The 24073-nt window shown below is 58.9% G+C and carries 21 protein-coding genes; 8 read left to right on the forward strand and 13 right to left on the reverse strand.

From position 1 onward, the window contains the following. Positions 1-52: 52 nt before the first annotated feature. Positions 53-1900: a dihydroxy-acid dehydratase gene (ilvD, locus tag RHM56_RS24440; RefSeq protein ID WP_322236872.1), complete on the reverse strand. Its 1848-nt coding sequence runs from the start codon at positions 1898-1900 to the stop codon at positions 53-55. Between the two features lie 323 nt (positions 1901-2223). Here ilvD and RHM56_RS24445 point away from each other — a divergent pair, with 323 nt between their 5' ends. Continuing rightward, a complete protein-coding gene (locus RHM56_RS24445; RefSeq protein WP_322236874.1) occupies positions 2224-3909 on the forward strand; it encodes a DUF4153 domain-containing protein in 1686 nt (561 codons plus the stop codon). A gap of 104 nt (positions 3910-4013) precedes the next feature. On the opposite strand, the gene RHM56_RS24450 is transcribed toward RHM56_RS24445, so the two are convergent. Beyond that, on the reverse strand, positions 4014-5210 hold the full coding sequence (locus RHM56_RS24450; protein WP_322236876.1) for a class I SAM-dependent rRNA methyltransferase: 1197 nt from the start codon (positions 5208-5210) through the stop codon (positions 4014-4016). A 201-nt stretch (positions 5211-5411) separates the two neighbouring features. On the opposite strand from RHM56_RS24450, the gene RHM56_RS24455 reads away from it, so the two are divergent. Beyond that, complete coding sequence (locus tag RHM56_RS24455) at positions 5412-6227, forward strand: HDOD domain-containing protein (protein ID WP_322241859.1); 816 nt, start codon at positions 5412-5414, stop codon at positions 6225-6227. Between the two features lie 9 nt (positions 6228-6236). After that, the gene (gene mutM, locus RHM56_RS24460) at positions 6237-7049 is read left to right on the forward strand and encodes a bifunctional DNA-formamidopyrimidine glycosylase/DNA-(apurinic or apyrimidinic site) lyase (protein ID WP_322236878.1); all 813 of its coding nucleotides are present in this window, start codon (positions 6237-6239) and stop codon (positions 7047-7049) included. A gap of 68 nt (positions 7050-7117) precedes the next feature. Here mutM and RHM56_RS24465 read toward each other — a convergent pair whose 3' ends face one another. The 5 genes from RHM56_RS24465 to RHM56_RS24485 all read right to left on the reverse strand — a co-directional run bounded on the left by RHM56_RS24465 (position 7118) and on the right by RHM56_RS24485 (position 11795). After that, positions 7118-7369 (reverse strand): YfhL family 4Fe-4S dicluster ferredoxin, encoded by a 252-nt coding sequence (locus RHM56_RS24465; protein ID WP_019409198.1) that lies wholly within the window; start codon positions 7367-7369, stop codon positions 7118-7120. Positions 7370-7468: 99 nt separating this feature from the next. After that, positions 7469-7951 (reverse strand): pantetheine-phosphate adenylyltransferase, encoded by a 483-nt coding sequence (gene coaD / locus RHM56_RS24470; protein ID WP_019409197.1) that lies wholly within the window; start codon positions 7949-7951, stop codon positions 7469-7471. A 115-nt stretch (positions 7952-8066) separates the two neighbouring features. Further along, complete coding sequence (locus RHM56_RS24475) at positions 8067-9662, reverse strand: GMC family oxidoreductase (protein WP_322236880.1); 1596 nt, start codon at positions 9660-9662, stop codon at positions 8067-8069. A 134-nt stretch (positions 9663-9796) separates the two neighbouring features. Further along, positions 9797-10342, reverse strand: a complete 546-nt coding sequence (locus RHM56_RS24480) for a twin-arginine translocation pathway signal protein (protein ID WP_322236882.1) — start codon at positions 10340-10342, stop codon at positions 9797-9799. A gap of 22 nt (positions 10343-10364) precedes the next feature. Continuing rightward, positions 10365-11795: a coniferyl aldehyde dehydrogenase gene (locus RHM56_RS24485; RefSeq protein ID WP_322236884.1), complete on the reverse strand. Its 1431-nt coding sequence runs from the start codon at positions 11793-11795 to the stop codon at positions 10365-10367. Positions 11796-11955: 160 nt separating this feature from the next. Between RHM56_RS24485 and RHM56_RS24490 the strand changes: the two genes are divergently transcribed. Together RHM56_RS24490 and RHM56_RS24495 are read left to right on the forward strand one after the other, a co-directional pair. Then, positions 11956-12624: a TetR/AcrR family transcriptional regulator gene (locus RHM56_RS24490; RefSeq protein ID WP_322236886.1), complete on the forward strand. Its 669-nt coding sequence runs from the start codon at positions 11956-11958 to the stop codon at positions 12622-12624. Positions 12625-12653: 29 nt separating this feature from the next. Further along, a complete protein-coding gene (locus tag RHM56_RS24495; protein ID WP_322236888.1) occupies positions 12654-13508 on the forward strand; it encodes a sulfurtransferase in 855 nt (284 codons plus the stop codon). Between the two features lie 5 nt (positions 13509-13513). On the opposite strand, the gene RHM56_RS24500 is transcribed toward RHM56_RS24495, so the two are convergent. The 6 genes from RHM56_RS24500 to RHM56_RS24525 form a co-directional block, all read right to left on the reverse strand. Continuing rightward, the gene (locus RHM56_RS24500; protein WP_322236890.1) at positions 13514-14347 is read right to left on the reverse strand and encodes an AraC family transcriptional regulator; all 834 of its coding nucleotides are present in this window, start codon (positions 14345-14347) and stop codon (positions 13514-13516) included. After that, complete coding sequence (locus RHM56_RS24505) at positions 14347-15342, reverse strand: hydrolase (RefSeq protein WP_322241860.1); 996 nt, start codon at positions 15340-15342, stop codon at positions 14347-14349. The genes RHM56_RS24500 and RHM56_RS24505 overlap by 1 nt, the downstream gene beginning before the upstream one ends. A gap of 196 nt (positions 15343-15538) precedes the next feature. Beyond that, positions 15539-16792 carry a pitrilysin family protein gene (locus tag RHM56_RS24510; RefSeq protein ID WP_322236892.1) on the reverse strand — a complete coding sequence of 418 codons (1254 nt, stop codon included), beginning with the start codon at positions 16790-16792 and terminating at the stop codon, positions 15539-15541. Positions 16793-16981: 189 nt separating this feature from the next. Next, the gene (gene rsmD, locus RHM56_RS24515; protein ID WP_322236894.1) at positions 16982-17590 is read right to left on the reverse strand and encodes a 16S rRNA (guanine(966)-N(2))-methyltransferase RsmD; all 609 of its coding nucleotides are present in this window, start codon (positions 17588-17590) and stop codon (positions 16982-16984) included. Then, on the reverse strand, positions 17590-19080 hold the full coding sequence (locus RHM56_RS24520; protein ID WP_322236896.1) for a pitrilysin family protein: 1491 nt from the start codon (positions 19078-19080) through the stop codon (positions 17590-17592). The genes rsmD and RHM56_RS24520 overlap by 1 nt, the downstream gene beginning before the upstream one ends. Further along, positions 19073-20428 (reverse strand): pitrilysin family protein, encoded by a 1356-nt coding sequence (locus tag RHM56_RS24525; protein WP_322236898.1) that lies wholly within the window; start codon positions 20426-20428, stop codon positions 19073-19075. The genes RHM56_RS24520 and RHM56_RS24525 overlap by 8 nt, the downstream gene beginning before the upstream one ends. 356 nt (positions 20429-20784) lie before the next feature. Here RHM56_RS24525 and ftsY point away from each other — a divergent pair, with 356 nt between their 5' ends. The 3 genes from ftsY to ftsX are packed head-to-tail and all read left to right on the forward strand — an operon-like array spanning position 20785 to position 23983. Then, entirely contained in the window at positions 20785-22293 is a 1509-nt protein-coding gene (gene ftsY, locus RHM56_RS24530; RefSeq protein ID WP_322236900.1) for a signal recognition particle-docking protein FtsY, read from the forward strand. Continuing rightward, positions 22290-22961 (forward strand): cell division ATP-binding protein FtsE, encoded by a 672-nt coding sequence (gene ftsE / locus RHM56_RS24535; protein WP_322236902.1) that lies wholly within the window; start codon positions 22290-22292, stop codon positions 22959-22961. Before ftsY ends, ftsE begins: the two co-directional genes overlap by 4 nt. Beyond that, positions 22958-23983, forward strand: a complete 1026-nt coding sequence (gene ftsX, locus RHM56_RS24540; RefSeq protein WP_322236904.1) for a permease-like cell division protein FtsX — start codon at positions 22958-22960, stop codon at positions 23981-23983. The genes ftsE and ftsX overlap by 4 nt, the downstream gene beginning before the upstream one ends. Positions 23984-24073 lie beyond the last annotated feature (90 nt).

Here is a 24073-nt window from a genome sequence, read left to right on the forward strand (position 1 = left end):
TATCAAACAAAAATCCCGGCACATGGCCGGGATTCTTGTTTGGCGGGTTGGCTTATGGCACCAACTTGTCCAGCAGTGCTTTGTCACGCACCGCGCCCTTGTCGGCGCTGGTGGCCAGCAAGGCGTAGGCCTTGAGCGCCGTGGTGACTTTGCGCGGACGCACTTCAACCGGCTTCCAGCCTTTCTTGTCTTGCTCAGCACGGCGTGTGGCCAGTTCTTCGTCGCTGACCAACAGGTTGATCGAGCGGTTCGGAATGTCGATCAGCACTTTGTCGCCGTCTTGCACCAGACCAATCGCACCACCGGCAGCGGCTTCTGGCGAAGCGTGGCCGATGGACAGGCCCGAGGTGCCACCCGAGAAACGACCATCGGTCAGCAGGGCACAGGCTTTGCCCAGGCCTTTGGACTTGAGATACGAGGTCGGGTAGAGCATTTCTTGCATGCCCGGACCGCCTTTCGGGCCTTCGTAACGGATGATCACGATGTCACCGGCCTGCACTTCGTCAGCCAGAATGCCGCGCACGGCGCTGTCTTGGCTTTCGAAGATTTTGGCGTTGCCTTCGAACACGTGGATCGACTCGTCGACACCGGCGGTTTTGACCACGCAGCCATCCAGCGCGATGTTGCCGTACAGCACAGCCAGGCCGCCCTCTTGCGAATAGGCGTGTTCAACACTGCGGATGCAGCCGTTTTCACGGTCGTCATCCAGGGTGTCCCAGCGGGTCGACTGGCTGAACGCGGTCTGCGTCGGGATGCCGGCCGGGCCTGCACGGAAGAACGTATGCACGGCTTCGTCGTCAGTCTGGGTGATGTCCCACTTGGCGATGCCTTCGGCCAGGGTCTTGCTGTGCACGGTCGGCAGTTCGGTGTGCAGCAGGCCGCCACGGGCCAGCGAGCCGAGAATGGAGAAAATGCCGCCAGCGCGGTGCACGTCTTCCATGTGGTACTTCTGAATGTTCGGCGCCACTTTGCACAGTTGCGGCACATGGCGTGACAGGCGGTCGATGTCTTTGAGGTCGAAGTCGATCTCGGCCTCTTGGGCAGCGGCCAGCAAGTGCAGGATGGTGTTGGTCGAACCGCCCATGGCGATGTCCAGCGTCATGGCGTTTTCGAACGCCTTGAAGTTGGCGATGTTGCGCGGCAGGACCGAGTCGTCGTTCTCGACGTAGTACTGGCGGCACAGGTCAACGATGGTGCGACCGGCTTGCAGGAACAGTTGTTCGCGGTCGCTGTGGGTCGCCAGGGTCGAACCATTGCCCGGCAAGGCCAGGCCCAGGGCTTCGGTCAGGCAGTTCATCGAGTTGGCGGTGAACATGCCGGAGCATGAACCGCACGTCGGGCAAGCGCTGCGCTCGTACTCGGCAACCTTCTCGTCAGAAGCGCTGGAGTCGGCGGCGATGACCATGGCGTCTACCAGGTCGAGACCGTGGCTGGCGAGCTTGGTTTTGCCCGCTTCCATTGGCCCGCCCGAAACGAAAATCACCGGGATGTTGAGGCGCAACGAAGCCATCAGCATGCCAGGGGTGATTTTGTCGCAGTTGGAAATGCACACGATGGCGTCGGCGCAGTGGGCGTTGACCATGTACTCGACGGAGTCGGCGATGATCTCGCGGCTCGGCAGCGAATACAGCATGCCGTCGTGGCCCATGGCGATGCCGTCATCGACTGCAATGGTGTTGAATTCTTTGGCAACGCCGCCAACGCGCTCGATCTCGCGGGCCACCAGTTGACCCATGTCCTTGAGGTGGACGTGGCCGGGTACGAACTGGGTAAAGGAGTTGGCAATAGCGATGATCGGCTTCTTGAAGTCGGCATCTTTCATCCCCGTGGCGCGCCACAAAGCGCGGGCACCGGCCATATTGCGGCCGTGGGTGGAGGTTTTCGAACGATAGTCAGGCATGGAACAACTCCGGGCGGCTAATCAGGTAACAAACAGGGAAGTGAGCTTCTAATGACTGGCGGATCACACAGAAATGACCACGTATCCGCGAGTTGCCGTGAACGCTGCGGGATCGCCGCGCGCTTGGGCTTGAGCTCATAAACCCGCCGGGGATGATTGGCGATGAATGCGTCGATTCTACACGGCTGGCGGCGGGAAGGAATGGCCCAGACGTTGCTGGCGCAAAACCTGCCTGTGGGTTTTGTTGCCTTGTTAGAGGGGTATTTCGACGTTTGCCCATTCAAGGGATAAAGTGAAGCGTCATTTTTCAGCAGGGATTCTGAATGCTCACCCTCAATCGATCCGTTTACAGGTGCCTGGCCATTGGCCTGATCCAAGGGCTTTTACTGTGGCTGGCCAGCCATGTTGGCGGGTCGAGCCTTAAACATGCGTTGATCGCCTTCACCTTGGTGGGTGGTATCAATTTGATATTGCTGGGCGACAGTGTTCGCCTGCGGGGCACGCGGTGGCTGGTGACGGCTTTTACCCTGCTGATGGCGGCGATCAGCGCGTGGGTGTTCCAGGACGCAGGAGAGCTCTGGCACACCAATAATTGGCTCGCAGGCAGCTGGCTGTTTTTTTCGGTCGTCATTACGTACATCGTGACGGCGTTTATCCTCAGTTGGCCGACCCGTGAAGCGCGCATGCCGCGCTATGAAGATTTGTTTCGCCATGCCTGGGACACGGTGTTTATCGTGTTGCTGGGCTTGCTGCTGAATGCGGTGTTTTGGGCGCTGCTGCTGTTGTGGGGCAGCTTGTTCAAGATGCTCGGTATTGTCGCGCTGAATCAGCTGTTCTCAACCACTGGGTTTATCTGCGTCAGTTCGATGATGGTGTTCGCGCTGGGCCTGCACATGGGCCGTGAGAATGATCGGGTGATTGGCCTGTTGCGCGGCATTCTGCTCACGCTGTGCCGCTTTCTGCTGCCGCTGAGTTCGATGATTGCGATTGTGTTCACGTTTGCGCTGCCCTTTAGCGGGCTGGCACCGATTTGGGGTACGGGCTATTCGACGCCGATCATGCTGTGCCTGGTGGCGGTCAATCTGTTCTTTCTCAACGGCGTGTTTCAGGACGGGCAGCAGAGCAGTGGTTACCCGGTGTGGCTGGTGCGCATGGTTGATCTGTGCCTGCTGTGTTTGCCTGTGCTCGTGGTGCTGGCGGGGTATTCGAGCTGGTTGCGAATTGAACAATACGGCCTCACCCCAAGCCGCCTGTTAGCGATGCTGCTGGTGCTGGTGGTCTTTGCGCACAGCGTGGCGGCGGTCTTGGCCGTGCTTGCGTCGCGATCAGTCTGGTTGGGCAGTTTGCGTGTCAGCAATCCATGGATTGCACTGGGTTGCGTGGCGGTGTTGCTGGCGATCCACACACCTTGGTTCAGCCCGCTGCAGATCAGTGCAAAGAATCAAGTGCAGCGCTTGTTGAGCGGCAAAACGGCGGTTGATGCGTTCGATGCGCAAACGTTGCGCTATCAATTGGGCTTGCCGGGCGAACAGGCGTACGAGGCTTTATTGGCGCAAGTCGAACAAGGCAAGGTGTTGGCCGAGCCTGCACGGCAGGTGTTGTTGAAACGGCTCAAGGAAGCGGACACAGGCCAGGGCGCACGCGCGTCCAACGACAGGCTGCTGGAGTGGATCGGGCCCGCTGTGGACGGCAGTGAGCAGTTCGAAGCGCTGGGCATGCCAGGCCATCTGTGCCGGTATCCGGGGTGCGCGATGTGGGCCGTCGATCTGGATCAGGATGGGCAGAACGAAGTGTTGCAAGTGCCTAAGCAGAAGTGGTCTGGCCCGTTGTACTTCTTTAAGCGCGATGCTCAGGGTAAATGGCAGCGTGCGGGCAAGTTTGAAGTCGACGACAACCCGCTGGAGCTGATTGAGCTGATTCGGGAGGGGAAAGCGAAGGTGGTGAAACCGCGTTACCAATCGTTGGAGATGGGGGGCGTGGAGCTGAGCCCGAGGGTGGATCGGCCCTGAACATGTAGTCGCTGCCGCAGGCTGCGATAAGGCCCGAAGGGCCTTCAGGACTGCTTCGCAGCCCATCGCAGCCTTCGGCAGCGACTACAGGGGGTCATTGCGACTTAGCTGTTAGGCAGCAAGCGGCAGGTGATGCTCTTGATGTAGCGCGTTTCGACGATGGCCGGGTGTACCGGGTGATCCGGGCCTTGGCCGCCGCGTTCCAGCAGCTGGATGTTGCGATCCAGATGGCGGGCGCTGGTCAGCAGGATGTTTTGCAGGTCGTCTTCGGGCAAGTGCATCGAGCACGAAGCGCTGACCAGAATCCCGTCTTTGGTGAGCAGGCGCATGGCTTGCTCGTTCAGACGGCGGTAAGCACCTTCGCCATTTTTCAGGTCTTTTTTGCGTTTGATGAAGGCGGGCGGATCAGCCACGATCACGTCGAAACGCTCTTCGTTGGCTTTGAGCTCTTTGAGCGCTTCAAACACGTCGCCTTCCATGCAGGTCACGCGCTCTGCAAAGCCGTTCAGCGCGGCGTTGCGTTCTACACCGTCAAGTGCGAACGAGGAGGCGTCGACGCACGTCACTTCGCTGGCGCCAAACGCAGCGGCTTGTACGCCCCAGCCGCCGATGTAGCTGAACAGGTCCAGGACCTTCTTGCCTTTGACGTATGGCGCCAGACGGGCGCGGTTCATGCGGTGGTCGTAGAACCAGCCGGTTTTCTGGCCAGCCATGACCGGCGCTTCGAACTTCACGCCGTTTTCTTCCAGGGCAACCCACTCCGGCACCAGGCCGAAAACGGTTTCAACGTAACGCTCAAGACCTTCGGCATCGCGGGCGGCCGAGTCGTTCTTGAACAGAATGCCGCTTGGCTTGATGACTTGCACCAGGGCGGCAATGACGTCGTCCTTGTGCTGTTCCATGGTTGCCGACGCCAGCTGAACTACCAGAATGTCGCCGAAACGGTCAACGACCAAACCTGGCAGCAGGTCAGAATCGCCGTACACCAGACGGTAGTAAGGCTTGTCGAACAGACGCTCGCGCAAGGACAAGGCCATGTTCAAGCGGTGCACCAGCAGCGACTTGTCCAATGGCAGCTTGATGTCACGCGACAGCAGGCGAGCGCAGATCAGGTTGTTCGGGCTCATGGCCACGATGCCCAGCGGTTTGCCGGTGGCGGTTTCGAGCACGGCTTGGTCGCCAGCCTTGAAGCCATGAAGAGGGGTGGTGGCTACATCAATTTCGTTGCTGTAGATCCACAGGTGGCCGGCGCGCAGGCGTCGATCGGCATTGGCTTTAAGGCGCAGGCTTGGCAGGGACATGACGTCGCTCCGGGTATTGAAAAGGGCGCGATTATAGCCTTAGACGCGGCCTTCAAGCTTGGTAGATTCGCGGTATTGCGTCGGATCACGCGCCCATCCGGTCATAAATTTCCGATAGAATCGCGGCCTAATCCAGAGTAAGTCGACATGCCCCCAGAGCTTTCATCCGAGCAGATCAGCCAGGCACTGCAAGGCATCAGCGTGCCGCCTCAACCGCAAATCATGGTGGATTTGCAGATGGAGCAATACATGCCTGATCCGGATCTGGAAGTGATCGCCCGCCTGATCTCCCAAGACCCCGGTTTGTCTGGCGCACTGATGAAAATCGTCAATTCGCCGTACTACGGTCTGACCCAAAAAATAGCTTCGATCCGGCGCGCGGTGACGCTGCTGGGCAGTCGCACCGTGATCAACTTGATCAACGCGCAGTCGATCAAGGGTGAAATGACCGACGACACCATCGTGACCCTCAACCGTTTTTGGGACACCGCCCAGGACGTTGCCATGACCAGCCTGACGCTGGCCAAACGCACCGGCACGCTGGCCGCTGATGAGGCTTATGCGCTGGGGTTGTTTCACGATTGCGGCATCCCGCTGATGCTCAAGCGCTTCCCTGAGTACATGCATGTACTGGAACAGGGCTACGCTAACGCGGGACCGGGCAGCCGGGTGGTCGACACAGAAAACCGGCATTTCAACACCAACCATGCGGTGGTCGGCTACTACACGGCCAAATCCTGGCGCTTGCCTGCGCACCTGACCGAAGCGATTGCTAACCACCACAATGCGCTGGCGATTTTCAGCGACGAGTCGTCGCGCAACAGCCAGCTTAAAAACCTGCTGGCGATCCTCAAGATGGCCGAGCACATCTGCGCGTCTTATAAAGTGTTGGGTAACCAGCGTGAAGACCATGAGTGGAACAGCGTCGGCCCTCTGGTGCTGGACTACGTCGGCCTGTCTGACTATGACTTTGAGAACGTGAAAGAAAGCATCCGCGAGCTGGGTGCTCACCCGTGAGAGCCTCTGATGCCTGAATTACCTGAAGTCGAAACAACCCGCCGTGGTATTGCTCCGCACCTTGAAGGGCAGCGGGTCAGCCGGGTGATTGTGCGCGACCGGCGCCTGCGCTGGCCAATCCCCGAAGACCTCGATATACGCTTGTCGGGGCAGAAAATCGTGCGGGTTGAGCGCCGCGCCAAATACCTGCTCATCAACGCCGAAGTCGGAACGTTGATCAGTCATTTGGGCATGTCGGGTAATTTGCGTCTGGTTGAAGCCGGGTTGCCAGCGCTCAAGCACGAGCACGTGGACATTGAGCTGGAGTCGGGGCTGGCCTTGCGCTACACCGACCCGCGTCGCTTTGGTGCGATGCTCTGGAGCCTTGACCCGCTGAACCACGAGCTGCTGCTCAAGCTGGGGCCGGAGCCGCTGACCGACCTGTTTGATGGTGATCGACTGTTCCAGCTGTCGCGCAAGCGTGCGATGGCCGTCAAGCCGTTCATCATGGACAACGCCGTGGTGGTCGGTGTGGGCAATATTTACGCGACCGAAGCGTTGTTCGCCGCAGGCATTGATCCGCGTCGCGAAGCCAAGAGCATTTCGCGGGCGCGCTATTTAAAGCTGGCGATTGAGATCAAGCGGATTTTGGCCGCCGCCATTGAGCGTGGCGGCACTACATTGCGCGACTTCATCGGGGGTGATGGTCAGCCGGGTTACTTCCAGCAAGAACTGTTTGTGTATGGCCGTGCGTACGAAGCGTGCAAGGTCTGCGGCACCGAACTGCGCGAAGTCAAACTGGGTCAGCGCGCCAGCGTATTCTGCCCGCGCTGCCAGAAGTAACCCTAAACCCTGTAGGAGCGAGCTTGCCTCGCGATCTTTTGATTGTTTAAAAGATCGCGAGGCAACCCTTACGCCTTGCCGGTGATTTTCCGGTATTTTTCCATCAGTTCGTCTTCGGTTTCCGGGTGCGCTTCATCCAGCGGGATGCAGTCAACCGGGCAAACCTGCTGGCATTGCGGCTCATCGTAATGACCAATGCACTGGGTGCACAGGTTAGGGTCGATCACGTAGATCTCTTCACCCTGGGAAATGGCAGCGTTCGGACACTCGGGTTCGCAGACGTCGCAGTTAATGCAATCGTCGGTGATGATCAGGGACATGGGTACTCCGGCCGGGGCGGTTTGCCCGGGCAACTGAAATCGAATGCGGCAATTGTGCCGCATTGGCGCCCGCAGTGCACGCGGGCGCCGCTTCAGCGGTTACTTCTTGCGAAACCGCTCGGTCAGGGCATCGGCCACAACCGGGTGCACAAACTTGCTGATATCGCCGCCTAACGCCGCTATTTCACGCACCAATGTCGATGAAATAAACGAATAACGCTCTGACGGCGTCAGAAACAGGCTTTCGACATCGGGAGCCAGTTGGCGATTCATGTTCGCCAGCTGAAACTCGTATTCGAAGTCCGACACGGCCCGCAGGCCACGCAGAAAGACATTGGCGTTCTGTTCTTTGGCGAAGTGCGCAAGCAGTGTCGAGAAGCCGACTACCTCAACATTGGGCAGGTGCTTGGTGACTTCACGCGCCAGCTCAACACGCTGTTCCAGAGGGAAAAGCGGGTTTTTCTTGGTGCTGGCAGCGACCGCTATGATCACATGATCGAACAGGCGCGAGGCGCGTTCGACCAGATCGCCATGGCCCTTGGTAATAGGGTCAAATGTACCTGGGTACAACACTCGGTTCATCGCGTCGTCCTGGCGGGAATCCGTTGGGGAGTCGGATGGTATCGCAGCATTCTCGGTCGGCCAAGTCGCCATTCGCAGAAGAAAGGACTATAGACGCGGCGAATTAAGGTCTTTTTCACGGATTTTTAAGCCTTTCGCCCAGCTGCGTCGCGAGTTTCGCCGTGAGCCCGTACACCGATAATTGCGGGTTGGCACCAATGCTGGTGGGGAACAAAGAGCCATCATGGATCGACAGATTACGCAGTTGGTGATGGCGCCCAAGGCTGTCGGTGACCGCCATGTGCGGATTTTCACCCATCGCACAACCGCCCATCACATGGGCGCTGGCCAGTCGTGTGTGATACAGCTCAAGGCTCAAACTGTCGATCTGTTCACGGGTTTTGCTCAGGCTGTTGATGTACTGCGCGTCACTGTGCAGCGGCATCACGCTGCTGGCGCCCGCGGCAAACTGGATCTCGGCCATGCTGTGGAAGGCCCGTTTGAGCCCTTCCCAGCCATAAGGCGTGAGGCTGTAATCGAGCACCGGGCTGCCATCACTGCGCAGCTCGACACTGCCGCCAGGGCTGTCGGGGTGAAAACCGTCGCGCATCAGAGCCAGCATCATGTGGGTATGCGGCAACTGCGCCATGTGTTTGGCGCTGGTTTCGCCATAACGGGCAAACAAGGTGGCGGCCAGCGCCGGGTGCAGCGGCGGGACTTCGAGCTTGTAGCCCATGGGGCCCGTGGCGCCGTCTTTCCACTGAAAATGATCTGAGTAAATCGACTGTGGCGCGCCATAAAACGGGCTGATGGCATCGGGAAATTGCGCCGCCGAGAAGTTGACCAGATGCAGAAATGTCCGCTTGCCCACGCGTTTATGAGGATCGGGCGCTTCAGAGCGCATCAACAGGCCCGGGGTGTTAATGCCGCCACCCGCCAGCACGTAATGCCGGGCCTTGACCGTGATGGTGTGGCCATTGGGCGCCACGCAGCGGCTGTCCATGCCTTGGCATTCCAGGCCGGTAACCTGACCACCATTGATCAGCAAGCGCTGGGCGCGGGCCAGATAGAGCAGTTCGCCACCGTTTTCCAAGGTGGCAGGGATGGTCGTGACCAGCATCGATTGCTTGGCATTGGTCGGGCAACCCATGCCGCAATAGCCCAGGTTCCAGCAACCGCGCACATTGCGCGGGATCACGTGCCAGCTGTAGCCGAGTTTTTCGCAGCCGTTGCGAATCACCTCGTTGTTGGCATTGGGTGGGATCAGCCACGGTGCCACGCCGAGACGTTGCTCCATCTGCTCAAACCATGGCGCCATGGCCTCTTCGCTATGGCCTTTGACCGCGTGCTCGCGAGCCCAATGCTCCAGGGTTTGCGCCGGGGTGCGAAAGCTTGACGTCCAGTTGACCAGCGTGGTGCCGCCCACGGCACGGCCTTGCAGGATACTGATGGCGCCGTCTTTGCTCATGCGCCCGACGCCTTCCTGGTACAGGCTGGTGTAGGCCTCGCCTTCGAGAAGCTTGAAATCGCTGCTGGTTTTGAGCGGGCCTTCTTCGATCAGCACGACCTTATACCCGGCGTTACTGAGGATTTCAGCCGTGGTGCCGCCGCCTGCGCCGCTGCCGATGATAGCAACGTCGGCTTCGAGCGTCAGATCACTGTCGAGTCGCGAACCGTCATAGGTTTTCCAGCCTCGCGCCAGGCCTTCGCGGAACAGATCGGGTACGGGCATAAGAGGTTTCTCATCGGAATAAGAGGTCTGTGGGAGCTGGCTTGCCAGCGATGGCATCACGCTGGCGTGTCAGATAGACCGAGGCGCTTGCATCGCTGGCAAGCCAGCTCCCACGGGGGGGTTGTATTGCTCAGTTAAATTTCCGGCGGGCCGGGATACCCGCAATGGGCCCATAACTCGGGCTGTTCGTAGCCGCTCATCATCACAAGTTGCATCAGTGAGCCATGGCCCATGCGCAACAGGTTGAGGCTGCTGTTTTGCCAGCGCTGCAAAAAATGCTGAATGCGCTCGGGGCTGGTGTCCTCCCAACGGTTCCACACGCCGGTCAGCGGGCCGCGTGTCACGGGCATGGCCAGTACGTCGAACAGTTGCAGGGTCAGCTTGAGCAGCTCGGGCGACAGGTGAGCCAGGTTGCTGTCCAGTTGATGCAAGGTAGCGTCTGTTGCGCCGGGAAGGGCGACATGGGCAATGCTGCCTGCCAGCATGACCGGAATCAGCGCCTGCAAAAAATCCAGATCAGCGCTGCGCAGTACCTCAAAGCCACGGGCGCTGGTGCTGGTCGAGCAGCCACTGAGGCTGGCGCCCAACCCGGCGACGGCGAGAAAAGCCGTCGCGCCCAGTCCGATTTTTAAAGCACCGCGACGTGAAAGCAGCGCCGTTTCAACAGGCGATTCAGGCATGAGCAGGTCTCGCTGTCAGGGGCTAGTGGATAAACAGCTTTTGAATCAGGCGCACCAGTTGTCGGCCATAAGGCGGATAGATCGTCAGCGAACTGTTCCAGCGCTGTTTGATCAAAACGCCTTTGGCGTGGCTGAAGGTCAAAAAGCCTTCGTGACCATGGTAGTGCCCCATCCCCGAATGCCCGACGCCGCCAAAAGGCAGGTCGTCGATAGCCACATGCAGCAGGGTTTCGTTGATGCAGACGCCGCCGGAGTGGGTGTCCTGGATTACGCGCTGCTGTTCGGCCTTGTCGTAGCCGAAGTAATACAGCGCGAGCGGACGAGGCCTGGCGTTGATGTAGGCCAGCGCCTGCGCAAGCGTGCTGTAGGCCACCACTGGCAGCAGCGGGCCGAAGATCTCGTCCTGCATGACCTGCATATCGTCGTTTACATCCAGCAACAGGGCGTGGGGCATGCGCTGACCCTGGCCTTGTGCGTACAGCGGGATCAGCCGGGCGCCCTTGAGCGTGGCGTCTGTTTGCAAGTGCTCAAGGCGCGCCACTTGGCGTTCGCTGATGATCGCGGTGTAGTCCGGGTTATCGGTCAAGGTGGGGTAAAACCCATGAACGGCCTGGCGGTAAGCGTCGATAAAACCTTCGACCCGGTCTTGCGGCACCAGCACGTAATCCGGCGCGATACAGGTTTGCCCGGCATTCAGGGTTTTACCCCAGGCAATGCGCTGGGCCGCGTCTTTGAGCGGTACATCGGCCGACACGATGGCGGGTGATTTGCCGCCCAGTTCCAGGGTGACCGGGGTGAGGTTTTCAGCCGCAGCGCGCATCACCAGCCTGCCGACATGGGTCGAGCCGGTGAACAGCAGGTGATCGAACGCCAGGCTCGAAAACGCCACGGCCACCTCTGCATCCCCCAGGACAACGGTGACCAAGTCTTCGGGAAAGATCCTCCCCAGCAAATCTTTAAGCAATCGGCCAGTGGCCGGGGTGAATTCGCTGAGTTTGAGCATGACCCGATTGCCTGCCGCCAAAGCGCCAATCAACGGTCCCATCGCCAGGTACAGCGGGTAGTTCCACGGCACGATAATCCCGACCACGCCCAGTGGCTGGTACACCACCTTGGCACTGGCGGGCTGGAACATTACGCCCACGCGGCGCGATGAGGGCCTCATCCAGCGCTTCAAATGCTTGAGGGTGTAATCAATGCTGTGCAGGCTGGGCATCAGCTCGGCAAACAAGGTCTCATCAGCGCTGCGGTGGCTGAAGTCCTGGCTGATGGCGTCGATTAAAACTTCGCGCTCATCACTCAATATTCGGCGTAGACTTTTCAACCATTGCTGGCGTTGTGCTATTGGCGGATATGGATGTTCTGCGTAGGCCTTACGCTGTGTGGCGAAAAGGGGCTGGAGGTCACTCGGCAGGAGAGAGGATGCGTGGTGGTGGGCACTGTCGGCAGACATGATTCGCTCCTGCAGGTTTCTTATTGACTGTTCTTGTGAGAGCTACGATGTTTTTAGAGCTTGCGCTCTACGTTGTCAATTGGGGGGGCTGCCACTCAGGTTGTTTAACGATCCGTGGTCAAGCCTTAAGATGTTTTCAATTTAGACTTAAGTCCAAGCCATGGCCGCACGATTAAAAACCAGCCAGCGAATCGTTAATAACAGCCTTGAACTGTTTAACCAGCTGGGCGAGCGCAGTGTCAGCACCAACCACATTGCCGCCCACATGGAAATTTCGCCGGGTAATTTGTATTACCACTTCCCGAACAAGCAGGCGATTATCTCGGTGTTGTTTGGTGAGTACGAGGCGCTGGTATTGGGGTTTTTACACCCGCCAGAAGGGCGTTTGCCCGGCGTCGGCGACAAGCGCGATTACTTGAGGCATCTGCTGAATGCCATGTGGCGCTACCGGTTCTTGTACCGCGATATTGAGCACCTGCTGCACAGCGACACGGAGCTGGCGGTTCGCTATCGCCGCTTCTCCGAGCAATGCCTGCGGCAGGGGCGAGCGATCTTTACGGGGTTTGTGACAGCGGGAATCCTGGACATGACGCCACTGCAGATTGAATCGTTGACCCTCAATGCCTGGATCATTCTTACCTCGTGGATCGGCTTTTTGTGCACCAGCAGTGAGAACCGTGACCAGCTATCCGAGCAGGCTATCAAGCGCGGGGTTTACCAACTGCTGGTGCTGGAGTCAGGCTTCGTCACCGATCAGTACCGTCACGCGGTCGATGAGTTGATCAAGGAGTATTACGTTCCGCTGGAACAGGCAATGGACGTACATTAACTGCATTTCACCCCTCACAGGAGTTCACTATGCCCGTTGCTCAACTGATCAGCCCTCAAGCCTTGAATGAGCGTCAGGCTCAGCCTGGGCTGGTCATTCTGGATTGCCGTTTTGCGCTGGAAGACCCGGACTATGGCCGCAGCAGCTATGCCGAAGGGCATATTGCCGGGGCGCAGTTTGCTGATCTTGAGCGGGACCTGAGCGGGCCGGTGATCAAAGGCGTGACGGGCCGCCATCCGCTGCCTAAGCCGGATTTTTTGCTTGAGCGTTTACGCGCGTGGGGCATCAACGACGACAGTGATGTGGTGCTGTATGACGATGGTCCGGGTGCTTTTGCGGCCCGTGCCTGGTGGCTGTTGGCCTGGCTGGGCAAACGCGACGGTGTATTTCTTCTCGATGGCGGGCTAAAGGCCTGGCAGGCGGCAGGTTTTCCGCTGAGTCTGGATGCCTCTGTTACTCAGCTCGGAACCTTCAATGGCAAACCCGACAACAGCGTGCTGTTGAGTGCCGAGCAACTGCAAGAACGCCTTGGCGAGCCGGGTCTGACCTTGATTGACGCTCGCGCCATGCCGCGTTTTCGTGGCGAGGTTGAGCCCCTCGATCCCGTGGCTGGGCACATTCCGGGCGCGCAGTGTGCAGCGTTTGCTGAAAATCTCGACAGTACGGGGCGCTTCTTGCCCGCTGAACAACTGAAACAGCGCTTTGCCGAACAATTGGCAGGCCGTTCGCCCGAAGAACTGGTGGCGTATTGCGGCTCTGGCGTGACAGCGTGCCACAACCTGTTTGCACTGGGATTGGCCGGTTACCCGTTAGGCAAGCTGTATGCAGGCTCGTGGAGTGAGTGGATCAATGACCCCGCACGTGGCGTAGCAACCGGGGATTGAGACCGTCAGGCCTGGGAACTGGCCGCCCGATACGCACCGGGGCCTACGCCATAGACCTTTTTAAACTGTCGGCTCAGGTGGCTTTGGTCGGCAAAGCCCAGTTGCGTGGCCACCTGTAACGGTAAACATCCCTGCTGTAACAACGCCCGTGCATGGGCTATGCGTTGCTGCATCAGCCAGGTGTGCGGCGGCATGCCGGTCGCTCGTTGAAACACGCGGGCAAAATGAAACGCTGACAAGTTGACCGCCGCCGCCAGTTCTTCCAGCGAAGGCGGCTCGGCCAGTCGCGCCTGCAGCAACTCCTTGGCCTGGCTGACTGCGCGGTGCTCAACCCCAGGCTTGCCCGGCATAGGCAGGCGGGCGTGGCGATTGAGCAGGGCGAGCATCATGTGGCGCCAGACCGTTTGCTGGTGCAGTGCAGATTCCGGACCTTCGAGCAGTTGATGCAATTGGTGCAAACCCTTGAACAAGTCTGAGTCGTGCAGCAGCGTTTCATTGAAGGTCGGCAAGTGGGTGGCGGGCAGCTCCAGCTCTTCCAGCAGCCCGTGTAACTGCGCGTTGTCCGGATAAAACGCACGATAGTGCCAGCCCGCATCATGGCCTTTGTAACCGTTGTGAACTTCGTCGGGGTTGATCAGCACCAGCGTGCCAGTCGGTGCCAGGTGTTCGGCCCCGCGATAGCGGTAGCGCTGGGCACCGGCCATGATCATGCCGATCACAAAACCATCGTGTACGTGGGGCACGAAACGGTGTTCGATGTAGCGCGCCGTCAGCAGTTCGACGCCGTTGAGCGGCGGTGCTTGCCAAAAGCGGATCGATTCTTCCGTTTCGTGGTTCATCACGTTGGCTCGCCCCTTAGCCCGCTCAGCCATTGCGGAATACGGCGTTCAAGGTAGTAATCGGGTTTTCTCGCAGAGCCGCCAAAGAATCCGACATGCCCGCCCTTGGCGTGCAACTCCAGTTGGGTGCTCGCTGACAGTTCGCTAGCGTTGGGGATGCTGTGCTTGAACACGAAGGGATCGTCTTCGGACTGAATAATCAGGGTTGGCGTGTCGATGGTGCCAAGAAAGTAGCGGCTCGACGCCCGGCGGTAGTAATCCTCGACATTGAGGTAGCCGTTCAGTGGCGCTGTGACCCGGTCGTCGAACTCCCAGAAGGTGCGCATTTTGCTCAATGACTTTACGGAGCCCAATTTAGCCAGCGTGGCCAGGCTTTCGTGTTTGTCATCGCGCTGGAACCGGTGTTGCTTGAGTTTCAGGTAAGCCAGCATCTCGCGCATGAAATGCGCCTGATACACCTTTGAAAAGCCCATGCCAATGCGGTCGGCGCACTGATCCAGACGAAACGGTACCGACACCGCGACCGCGCCATGCAGGCCGCTTTCGCTGCCCGACTCGCCCAAATACTTGAGCAGCACATTGCCCCCCAGCGAATAGCCCACGGCATACAGCGGCGCTAACGGGTGCTTGGCCCGCAACTGCGCCACGACTTCAGCCAGGTCCTCGCTGGCGCCGGAATGGTAGCTGCGGGTCAGCAGGTTGGGCTCGCCAGAGCAGCCGCGCCAGTTCAGCGCGACACTGGTCCAGCCTTGTGTCGCGAGTGCGGTTTGCAAACCCAGCACATAGTGCGACCCCGAAGAACCCGTGAGGCCATGCAGCACCAGCACCACCGGCGCATTGGCTGCGGGCGTGCCGTGCCAGTCCAGGTCCACAAAGTCGCCGTCTTTTAGCCACAGACGCTCTCGCTGATGGCTAATGACGGGTTTGGTGCGCCACAGCGGCCCCCATAATGTTTGCAAATGAGGGTTGCTGAAGCCTGAAGCTGGAGTGAACAGTTCCACGGGTAACGCAGGGGAAGCGAGGGCGCGCACTTAAGTTCTCAGTCGGTGACAGGTGTCGGAAACTGCCTAAGTTGCCACAACACGGCTCGGTGCCCAAGCAGTGTGTGCAGCGCGATGCTCATCCAATGGGTCAAATGTCAGAGCAGCTGGCGCCCAGCTTCTACAAAATGTCGAGGGTAAAGCGTGGGGATCAGGATTCGCGCGGCAGGCTATGCGCGACGCTCAAGCGCTCCGGGCTGAAGTACATGTTGGCCACACGCTGGATGTCATCTGCCGTCACGTTTTGGATCTGCTCTGCTTCACTGTCGATCAACTCCAATGGTTGCCCGATGGCGGCCAGGTTGCCAAGGAGCGAGGCCTGTAACTCCAGGGTGTCCCGCTCTGCCAGGCTTTCAAGGGCCTGCTGTTGGCCGTACGTCAAGGTTTCGGCATCCAGTGCGCGGTGTTTGAGTGATTCCAGCAGCTGTTTGATTTCCAGCTCTACCTGTTGCAGTGACAGCGATGACTCTGCGCCCAGGGTGGCCGCCAGCAGAAAGAGGTCATCGTTCGGGCGGAAGATCGGGAGTTGGCTGACCACGCTGTACAGCGTGTCTTTGCCTTCAGACAAACGTAACGGCAGCCATGCCTCTGGACCTTTGGTCAGCAGGGCGCTGATCACTTGCAGAACGCGAATGTCGTTAGTGGCGCCAGGGGTTGCGAGGCTTGGCGTATTAAAGGCCATTTGCAGCCGTGGCAGTGGCGTATCGAGGTGCTGGACCAACCGGCGTGGCTCGCCTGTATATATGTGGGCGGGCTGCTCTGTCGGGGTAAGACTGTTGAAGGGCTTGATGTCGCCAAACAGGCGCTGGATCAATGGCTGGATGTCTTCGAGCGTCGTATCGCCAGCGATGACCAGAACCGAATTATTGGGCGCGTAACCTTCTTCATGCCAGCGCAGGACGTCGGCCACCGTCACGCGTGCAAGGTCGTCGATATTGCCGAATTTGTACGCTTTGCGTGCTTGAGGAAAAATCAGTTGCTCGAACGGCATGGTCATCCAGTAGTCGGAACTGAAGTACGGTTCGCCCTCTTCGAGTTCTTGAGTGCGCTTGATGCCTTTATCGAGCCGCTCCTGGGACAGCGTCTGAGGCTCCATTCTGGCGGCGAGCAATTGCAGCACTGTCTGCAGATCGGCGCTGGGCGCTTCGAGGCTGTAGGTACTGAGGTGATAATCAATCCAGCCGTTGGCCACGGCGCCGATTTTTCGCTCAAGGTCTTTGTCCTTGAAGGTCGCGCCACCTGCCAGATACGCCAGCCCGCGCTGGTTTGGGCGTTCATGGTCGGTGCCCACCTTGTGGGACAGCGAGGCACAAATGTCTGGCGTACGGTGGTCCTGGCGCACGATTACCAGCAGGCCGTTATCCAGTGTGTAGGCGTGAGTCGGTTTTTCAGCAGCAAAGGTCATTTTTCACATTCCGTTGTTCTTGAACACGCCAGCCGGTGTGCAGATGCACACGGGGCGAGTGATCAGTTAGAACCGGCAGAATGCGCTGGCGCAGGGTGCTGGGTGCGGTACATAAATAGAGCGGATTGCACAAGAATGTGTGCAATCGTTGCCGCAATGCGCGGCAGCGACTGCACAGATCAGCGGTAGTTACTGCGCTGTGGGAGCCTGAACCGCTTCGCGCTGCCACAGGGCGTAGTTCACCCCCCCGGCTTTTTGCTCACGGTGTAGACGCCAGTTGCCGGGCAAGCCCAGTTCGGACGGGCGCAACTCGCTTTCGGTGTAGATCCAGGCGTCCTCTGTCAGCCAGCCGCGTTGCTCCAGCAGGTCGCAGGCAGGCTTGAGCAGTTCTTTGTTAAACGGCGGGTCAAGGAACACCACGTCAAAGGTGTCGCTCGGGGTCGCGTCCAGGAAGCGCAGCGCATCGGTCTGTTGCACGTCACCGATGGTGCAGCGCAGCAGGCCCATGTTTTCGCGGATGTTGGAGATGGCGTCACGATTGCTGTCCAGGGCCAGGCCTTTGGCCGCGCCACGCGACAAGGCTTCAAGGAACAGCGCGCCGCTGCCGGCGAACACGTCCAGCACCTTGGCGCCGGCGATGTACGGGGCCAACCAGTTGAACAGGGTTTCACGGACACGGTCTGGCGTGGGGCGCAGGCCTTCTACATGGGGGAAGTCGAGTTTGCGGCTGCGCCATTCCCCGCCAATGATGCGTAACTGACCGGCACCTGAGTGCGATGTGTTTTTTGGCTTTGCCATTAATGCTCCGGAACCCCAAGAGGTTGCTCTGAAGGTTTATCGGTAGGAGGTGGCAGTGGTTTTTGCGGCACGGTTGGGCCAGCGGTCACTACGACCATTTTGTCGGCGCTCAAGTGCTTGTTCATGGCGTCTTTGACCTGTTCGATCGTCAGGTTTTGGGACTGCTGCCTTAGGGTTTCGAGATAGTCCAAAGGCAGATCATAGAAGCCTATCGCGCCCAGTTGGCCGACGATTGCCGCGTTACTGGCGGTTGACAGCGGGAAGCTGCCAGCGAATTCACGCTTGGCATCGTCGAGTTCTTTTTGCGTCGGACCGTTTTTCAGGTAGTCAGCCAAAATGTCTTGCACCAGTTTGAGCGTGTTTTCGCTCAATTCGGCACGGGTTTGCAGGTTGATCATGAACGGGCCGCGCGCCTGCATGGGGCTAAAGCTTGAGTAAACGCCGTAGGTGAGGCCACGTTTTTCACGCACCTCGGTCATCAGGCGGGTACCAAAGCCACCGCCGCCCAAGACTTTGTTGCCCAGCAGCAACGCGGGGTAGTCAGGGTTGTCGCGGTCGACACCCAGTTGGGCCAGCAGCAGTTGGGTCTGCTTGGACGGGAACTCAATGTGGGTTTCGCCCGCTTTAGGCTCGACCGGTTGCGCAACTTTGGCCACCGCAGGGCCTTTAGGCAGTGCAGCCGACACTTGAGCTGCCATGGCTTCGGCTTCGGCGCGAGACAGATCGCCGACAATCGCAATCACCGCGTTGCCAGCGGTATAGGCCTTGTTGTGGAAAGCCTTGATCTGATCGAGGGTGATCGAGCCGATGCTTTGGGCTGAGCCGTCGGTGGGGTGCCCGTAAGGATGGCTGCCGTACAGACGGCTGAACAGTTCATTGCTCGCCAGCTTGGCAGGGTTTTGTTTTTGAACTTCAAAGCCTGCGAGCAGCTGGTTTTTGATGCGTGCCAGCGAGTCGGCCGGGAAGGTGGGTTTGCCCACTACTTCGGCAAACAGGTTGAGTGCCGAGGTGCGCTTGTCGACATCGCTGAGGCTGCGCAACGAAGCAATGGCCATGTCGCGATAAGCGCCATTGCCAAATGCTGCGCCCAAGCCTTCAAAACCTTGTGCAATGGCGCCAACGTCTTTACCCGCCACACCTTCGTTGAGCATGGCGTTGGTCAGCACTGCCAAACCCGGGGTGTTCTCGTCCTGGCTGCTACCGGCGGCAAACGTCAGGCTCAGGTCGAACATCGGCAGTTCACGGGCCTCGACGAACAGCACCTTGGCGCCTTCGGCGGTTTGCCAGGTTTGGACATTCAGTTTGCGATTAGTGGGGGCCTTGCCGTCGAGTTCAGCCAGAGACTCTAACTTGCGCTCGGACTTGGCTTGATCCAGGGTCTGGCCGGCCACCGATTCTGCGGGGCTGGCGAAATAGTAGCCGAGTACGCCGACCAGAACCGCAGTGGTCAGGGCGAGCAGGGCGTAGCGGGGGCCTTTACGCTCACTCATGGGTCTTCTCCTCGGGCAGTACATGCGCAACGCTGAGGCGGTCGCGAGTGAAATAGGTACGAGCGGCCTGTTGAATGTCGGCCGGGGTGACCTTTTGCAGGTCAGCCAATTCGCTGTCCATCAACTTCCATGACAGGCCCACGGTTTCGAGTTGGCCAATCGAGGAGGCCTGGCTGGTGATCGAGTCGCGCTCGTAGACCAGACCGGCAATCACTTGGGCGCGCACACGCTCAAGCTCTTCAGCGCTAGGCGGGGTCTTTTTCAAGTCATCCAGCAAGCGCCACAGTCCGGCTTCGGTCTGGGCCAGCGTGACTTTTTTCTGGCTGTTGGGCATTGCCGACAGCAAGAACAGGCTGTCGCCACGGGTGAAAGCGTTGTAACTGGACGAGGCGCTGGACACCAGTTCTTCGCCGCGTTCCAGTTGAGTCGGCATGCGAGCGCTATAGCCGCCGTCCAACAGTGCCGAGATCAGGCGCAGGGCGTTGGCGGTCACGGGGTCTATGGCTGTGGCAACGCTCGGGACGTTGAAGCCCAGCATCAGACTGGGCAGTTGCGTTTGAACGTGGATCTTGAGCAGGCGCTCACCGGGAGTGGCCAGTTCGAGCGGTATTTTGGCCGCCGGAATATCACGCTTGGGCACCGGGCCAAAGTAGCGCTGGGCCAGGGCTTTGACTTCATCCGGGGTCACGTCACCGACTACCACCAAGGTGGCGTTGTTGGGGGCGTACCATTCTTCGTACCAGGCGCGCAGCTCGGCAACATTCATGCGCTCCAGATCAACCATCCAGCCGATGGTAGGCGTGTGGTAGCCGCTGGACGGGTAAGCCATGGCGCTGAAAATTTCATACGCCTTGCTCATCGGCTGGTCGTCAGTGCGCAGGCGACGTTCTTCTTTAATCACCTCGATTTCGCGCTTGAACTCTTCTGGCGGCAGGCGAAGGCTGGCCATGCGGTCGGCTTCCAGCTCAAAGGCAACGCCCAGGCGGTCACGGGCCAGCACTTGGTAGTAGGCCGTGTAGTCGTCGCTGGTGAAGGCGTTTTCCTGGGCCCCCAGATCGCGCAAAATCAACGACGCTTCGCCGGGGCCGACTTTGTTACTGCCCTTGAACATCATGTGCTCAAGAGCGTGGGACAGGCCGGTCTTGCCGGGTGTCTCGTAACTGGAACCCACCTTGTACCAAACCTGCGATACCACGACTGGGGCGCGGTGGTCTTCACGCACGATGACCTTGAGGCCATTGTCCAGACGAAACTCGTGGGTGGGTTGTGTATCGGCAGCAAAGGCCGAAAGCGGGACTAAAACTGTGCTGAAGAACAGGCCAGCAGCGTGGCGGGCTAGAGCATTCATTCGTTTTTAAACCTGTTGGGCTGCCCGCTTGGCCTTAGCGTCTGCGGGTGATGAGGTGCTAGGATACTGATCCGTTTTACTGGCGGCCACGTCTATCAAGCCAATGACGATCAGACCACGTTTGATCGGGCAGTATAGGAGCCGACCTGAAAGTGTGGATGTATCTCGGTAAATTTCGTTTTTTTGCCGATTTTCCCGCTTCAGATCTGAGTTAAGACGAAGTTATAGGGGTGTTTCTTTACACTCTGAATAAGTTGTGTGCGAACGAGCTGACAAAAAAACAGTCTTTTTCGTACCGAATATTATTTGCCGGGGCGCCACAGTGGCGCTTCGCTACGATGAGATAGCCGTCCTCCATGTTTGGTTCCAACGACGACAAGAAGAACCCAGCTGCGGCTGGCGAGAAGAAAGGCCTGTTCGGATGGCTGCGCAGAAAGCCGCAGGAAACCGTCGTTGAACAGCCGGCAGCGCCTGAAATCACCCCCGAGCCGTTGATCGAAGCCTCTCCTGTGGTGGCCGAGCCGACGCCTGAAGTGGTTGTGATCGCCGATGTGCCCGCGCCTGTTGCTCAATTGCCAGAGACGGCCAAAGCCGAGCCGTGGCCATCGCTGCCGGTTCCCGAAGAGCCGGTTGCACTGGTCGAAGACCTGGATGAGCCGCATGTTGTGCCGCCGATCCCTGAAGCCGCTTTCGACGTTGCCGTCACTGCGCCGGTCATCGTCGCCGAGCCGGTGGTTGAAGTGGTTGAAACCTTCGTCGAGCCAGAACCTGCCCCAGAGCCAGAGCCAGAGCCAGAGCCAGAGCCAGAGCCAGAACCAGAACCTGTTCCAGTTCCAGTTCCAGTGCCAGTTCCAGTGCCAGTCGTTGCGGCTCCCGCGCCGGTTATTGAACCGCCAGCCCCTGCTCCGGCACCTGCTCCTGCTCCTGAAGCCAAGGTCGGTTTCTTTGCCCGTCTCAAACAAGGCTTGTCGAAAACCAGCGCCAGCATTGGCGAAGGCATGGCCAGCCTGTTCCTGGGCAAGAAGACTATTGATGACGACCTGCTGGATGAGATCGAAACCCGTTTGCTGACCGCCGATGTTGGCGTTGAAGCGACGTCGGTGATCATCAAAAATCTGACACAGAAAGTGGCGCGCAAGCAGCTGACCGACGCCGATGCGTTGTACAAATCGTTGCAAGACGAGTTGGCCGCCATGCTCAAGCCGGTCGAGCAGCCGCTGAAAATCGAAGCGAAGAACAAGCCATTTGTGATTCTGGTGGTCGGCGTGAATGGTGCGGGTAAAACCACCACCATCGGCAAACTGGCCAAGAAACTGCAACTGGAAGGTAAAAAAGTCATGCTGGCAGCGGGCGATACCTTCCGTGCGGCGGCGGTCGAGCAGTTGCAGGTGTGGGGTGAGCGCAACAACATCCCGGTTATCGCCCAGCACACCGGTGCCGACTCGGCCTCGGTGATTTTCGACGCGGTGCAAGCGGCCAAGGCCCGTGGCATTGACGTGTTGATCGCTGACACTGCGGGTCGTCTGCACACCAAAGACAACCTGATGGAAGAACTGAAAAAAGTCCGCCGGGTGATCGGCAAGCTCGACGAAGACGCGCCGCACGAAGTGTTGTTGGTGCTCGACGCAGGCACCGGTCAAAACGCGATCAGCCAGACCAAGCAGTTCAACCAGACCGTTGCCTTGACTGGCCTGGCGCTGACCAAACTCGACGGCACGGCCAAAGGCGGCGTGATTTTCGCTCTGGCCAAGCAGTTCAATATTCCGATTCGCTTTATCGGTGTCGGTGAAGGCATCGACGATTTGCGTACCTTTGAGTCCGAACCCTTTGTCCAGGCTCTGTTTGCGGAGCGGGAGCGTCCATGATTCGTTTCGAGCAGGTCGGTAAACGCTATCCAAATGGACACGTGGGCCTGCACGAGCTGAGCTTCCGTGTTCGTCGCGGCGAATTTCTGTTTGTCACCGGCCACTCCGGCGCAGGTAAAAGCACGCTGCTGCGGCTATTACTGGCGATGGAGCGCCCAACCAGCGGCAAATTGCTGCTGGCTGGCCAGGACCTGAGCCAGATCAGCAACGCGCAGATTCCATTTTTGCGTCGCCAGATCGGCGTGGTGTTTCAGAACCACCAACTGCTGTTTGATCGCACGGTATTTAACAACGTTGCGCTGCCGTTGCAGATTCTTGGTCTGTCCAAGGCCGAGATTGCCAAGCGCGTGGACTCGGCGCTGGAACGCGTATCGCTGTCGGATAAAACCGATCTGTACCCCGGCGACTTGTCCACAGGCCAACAACAACGTGTCGGCATTGCCCGCGCTATCGTGCATCGCCCAGCATTGCTGCTGGCCGATGAACCCACCGGCAACCTCGACCCGCGTCTGGCGGCGGAAATCATGGGCGTATTTGAAGACATCAACCGTTTGGGCACCAGCGTACTGATCGCAAGCCACGATCTGGCGCTGATTGCACGTATGCGTCATCGCATGCTCACTTTGCAGCGCGGCCGACTGATCGGTGACGGGGAGGCCGCGCAATGAGTGCAACACGCAGCCCCAAGGTATCCGAGCGCGTCGCGCCGAAGGCCGCCGATCCACAGCCGCCGAAAAAGAAAAAACACGACGAAGACGATGGTCCTAGCTTCGCAATGTTGTTTCAGGCCTGGGTTGAGTCGCACCGCGCCAGCCTGCTCGACAGCTTGCGGCGTTTGGGCAAGCAGCCGATAGGCAGCTTTTTTACCTGCCTGGTGATGGCGGTGGCCCTGAGCTTGCCGATGGGCTTGTCATTGTTGCTTAACAACGTCGAGCGACTGGGTGGTTCATGGCAGCGTGCGGCGCAGATTTCGTTGTACTTGCAGATGGACGCCAGCAGTGAGCAGGGCGAGCAATTAAGCAATCAGATAAAAGGTATGGCTGGGGTCGCGGACGCTGAATTTATCAGTCGCGAAAAAGCCCTGGATGAGTTCCAGCAGCAGTCAGGGCTGGGCGAAGCGCTCAAAGAGCTGCCGGATAACCCGTTGCCGGGCGTGGTGCTGGTGACCCCGAATGAGGTCGATAAAGCCACCCTCGAGGCCTTGCGCGAGCGACTTGCTGCGTTGCCGAAGGTGCAACAGGCGCAACTTGATCTAGTCTGGGTCGAACGCTTGGCGGCCATCCTGAAATTGGGTGACCGGTTTGTGTTTGGCCTGACCGTGCTGTTGGTCTCGGCGTTGCTGCTGGTCATCGGTAATACGATCCGCCTGCACATCGAGAACCGTCGTATCGAAATTGAAGTGATCAAGCTGGTCGGTGGTACAGACAGCTATGTACGTAGGCCGTTTCTTTACATGGGCGCGCTTTACGGATTTGGAGCCGGGATTTTGTCCTGGGGTGTATTGGCGTACGGCCTGAACTGGCTCAACGATGCCGTTGTAGGGCTGGCCGGATTGTATGGCAGCAATTTTGCACTGGCCGGAGTGCCAGTAGCCGATGGTCTGTCGCTCTTGCTTGGCGCGGTGCTGTTAGGGTATATCGGTGCATGGATTGCAGTAGCGCGTCACTTACGTGAGCTTTCGCCCAAGTAGTTTCCTTTTTACCTGTTGACCTTTTCAGCTATTTTCGGGAACTTTTTTCAGGGTTCCCGGTCAACTTTCGCAGTGCTGAACTGCACGAGT

This window comes from Pseudomonas sp. CCC3.1, from assembly GCF_034347405.1.
Lineage (GTDB): Bacteria > Pseudomonadota > Gammaproteobacteria > Pseudomonadales > Pseudomonadaceae > Aquipseudomonas.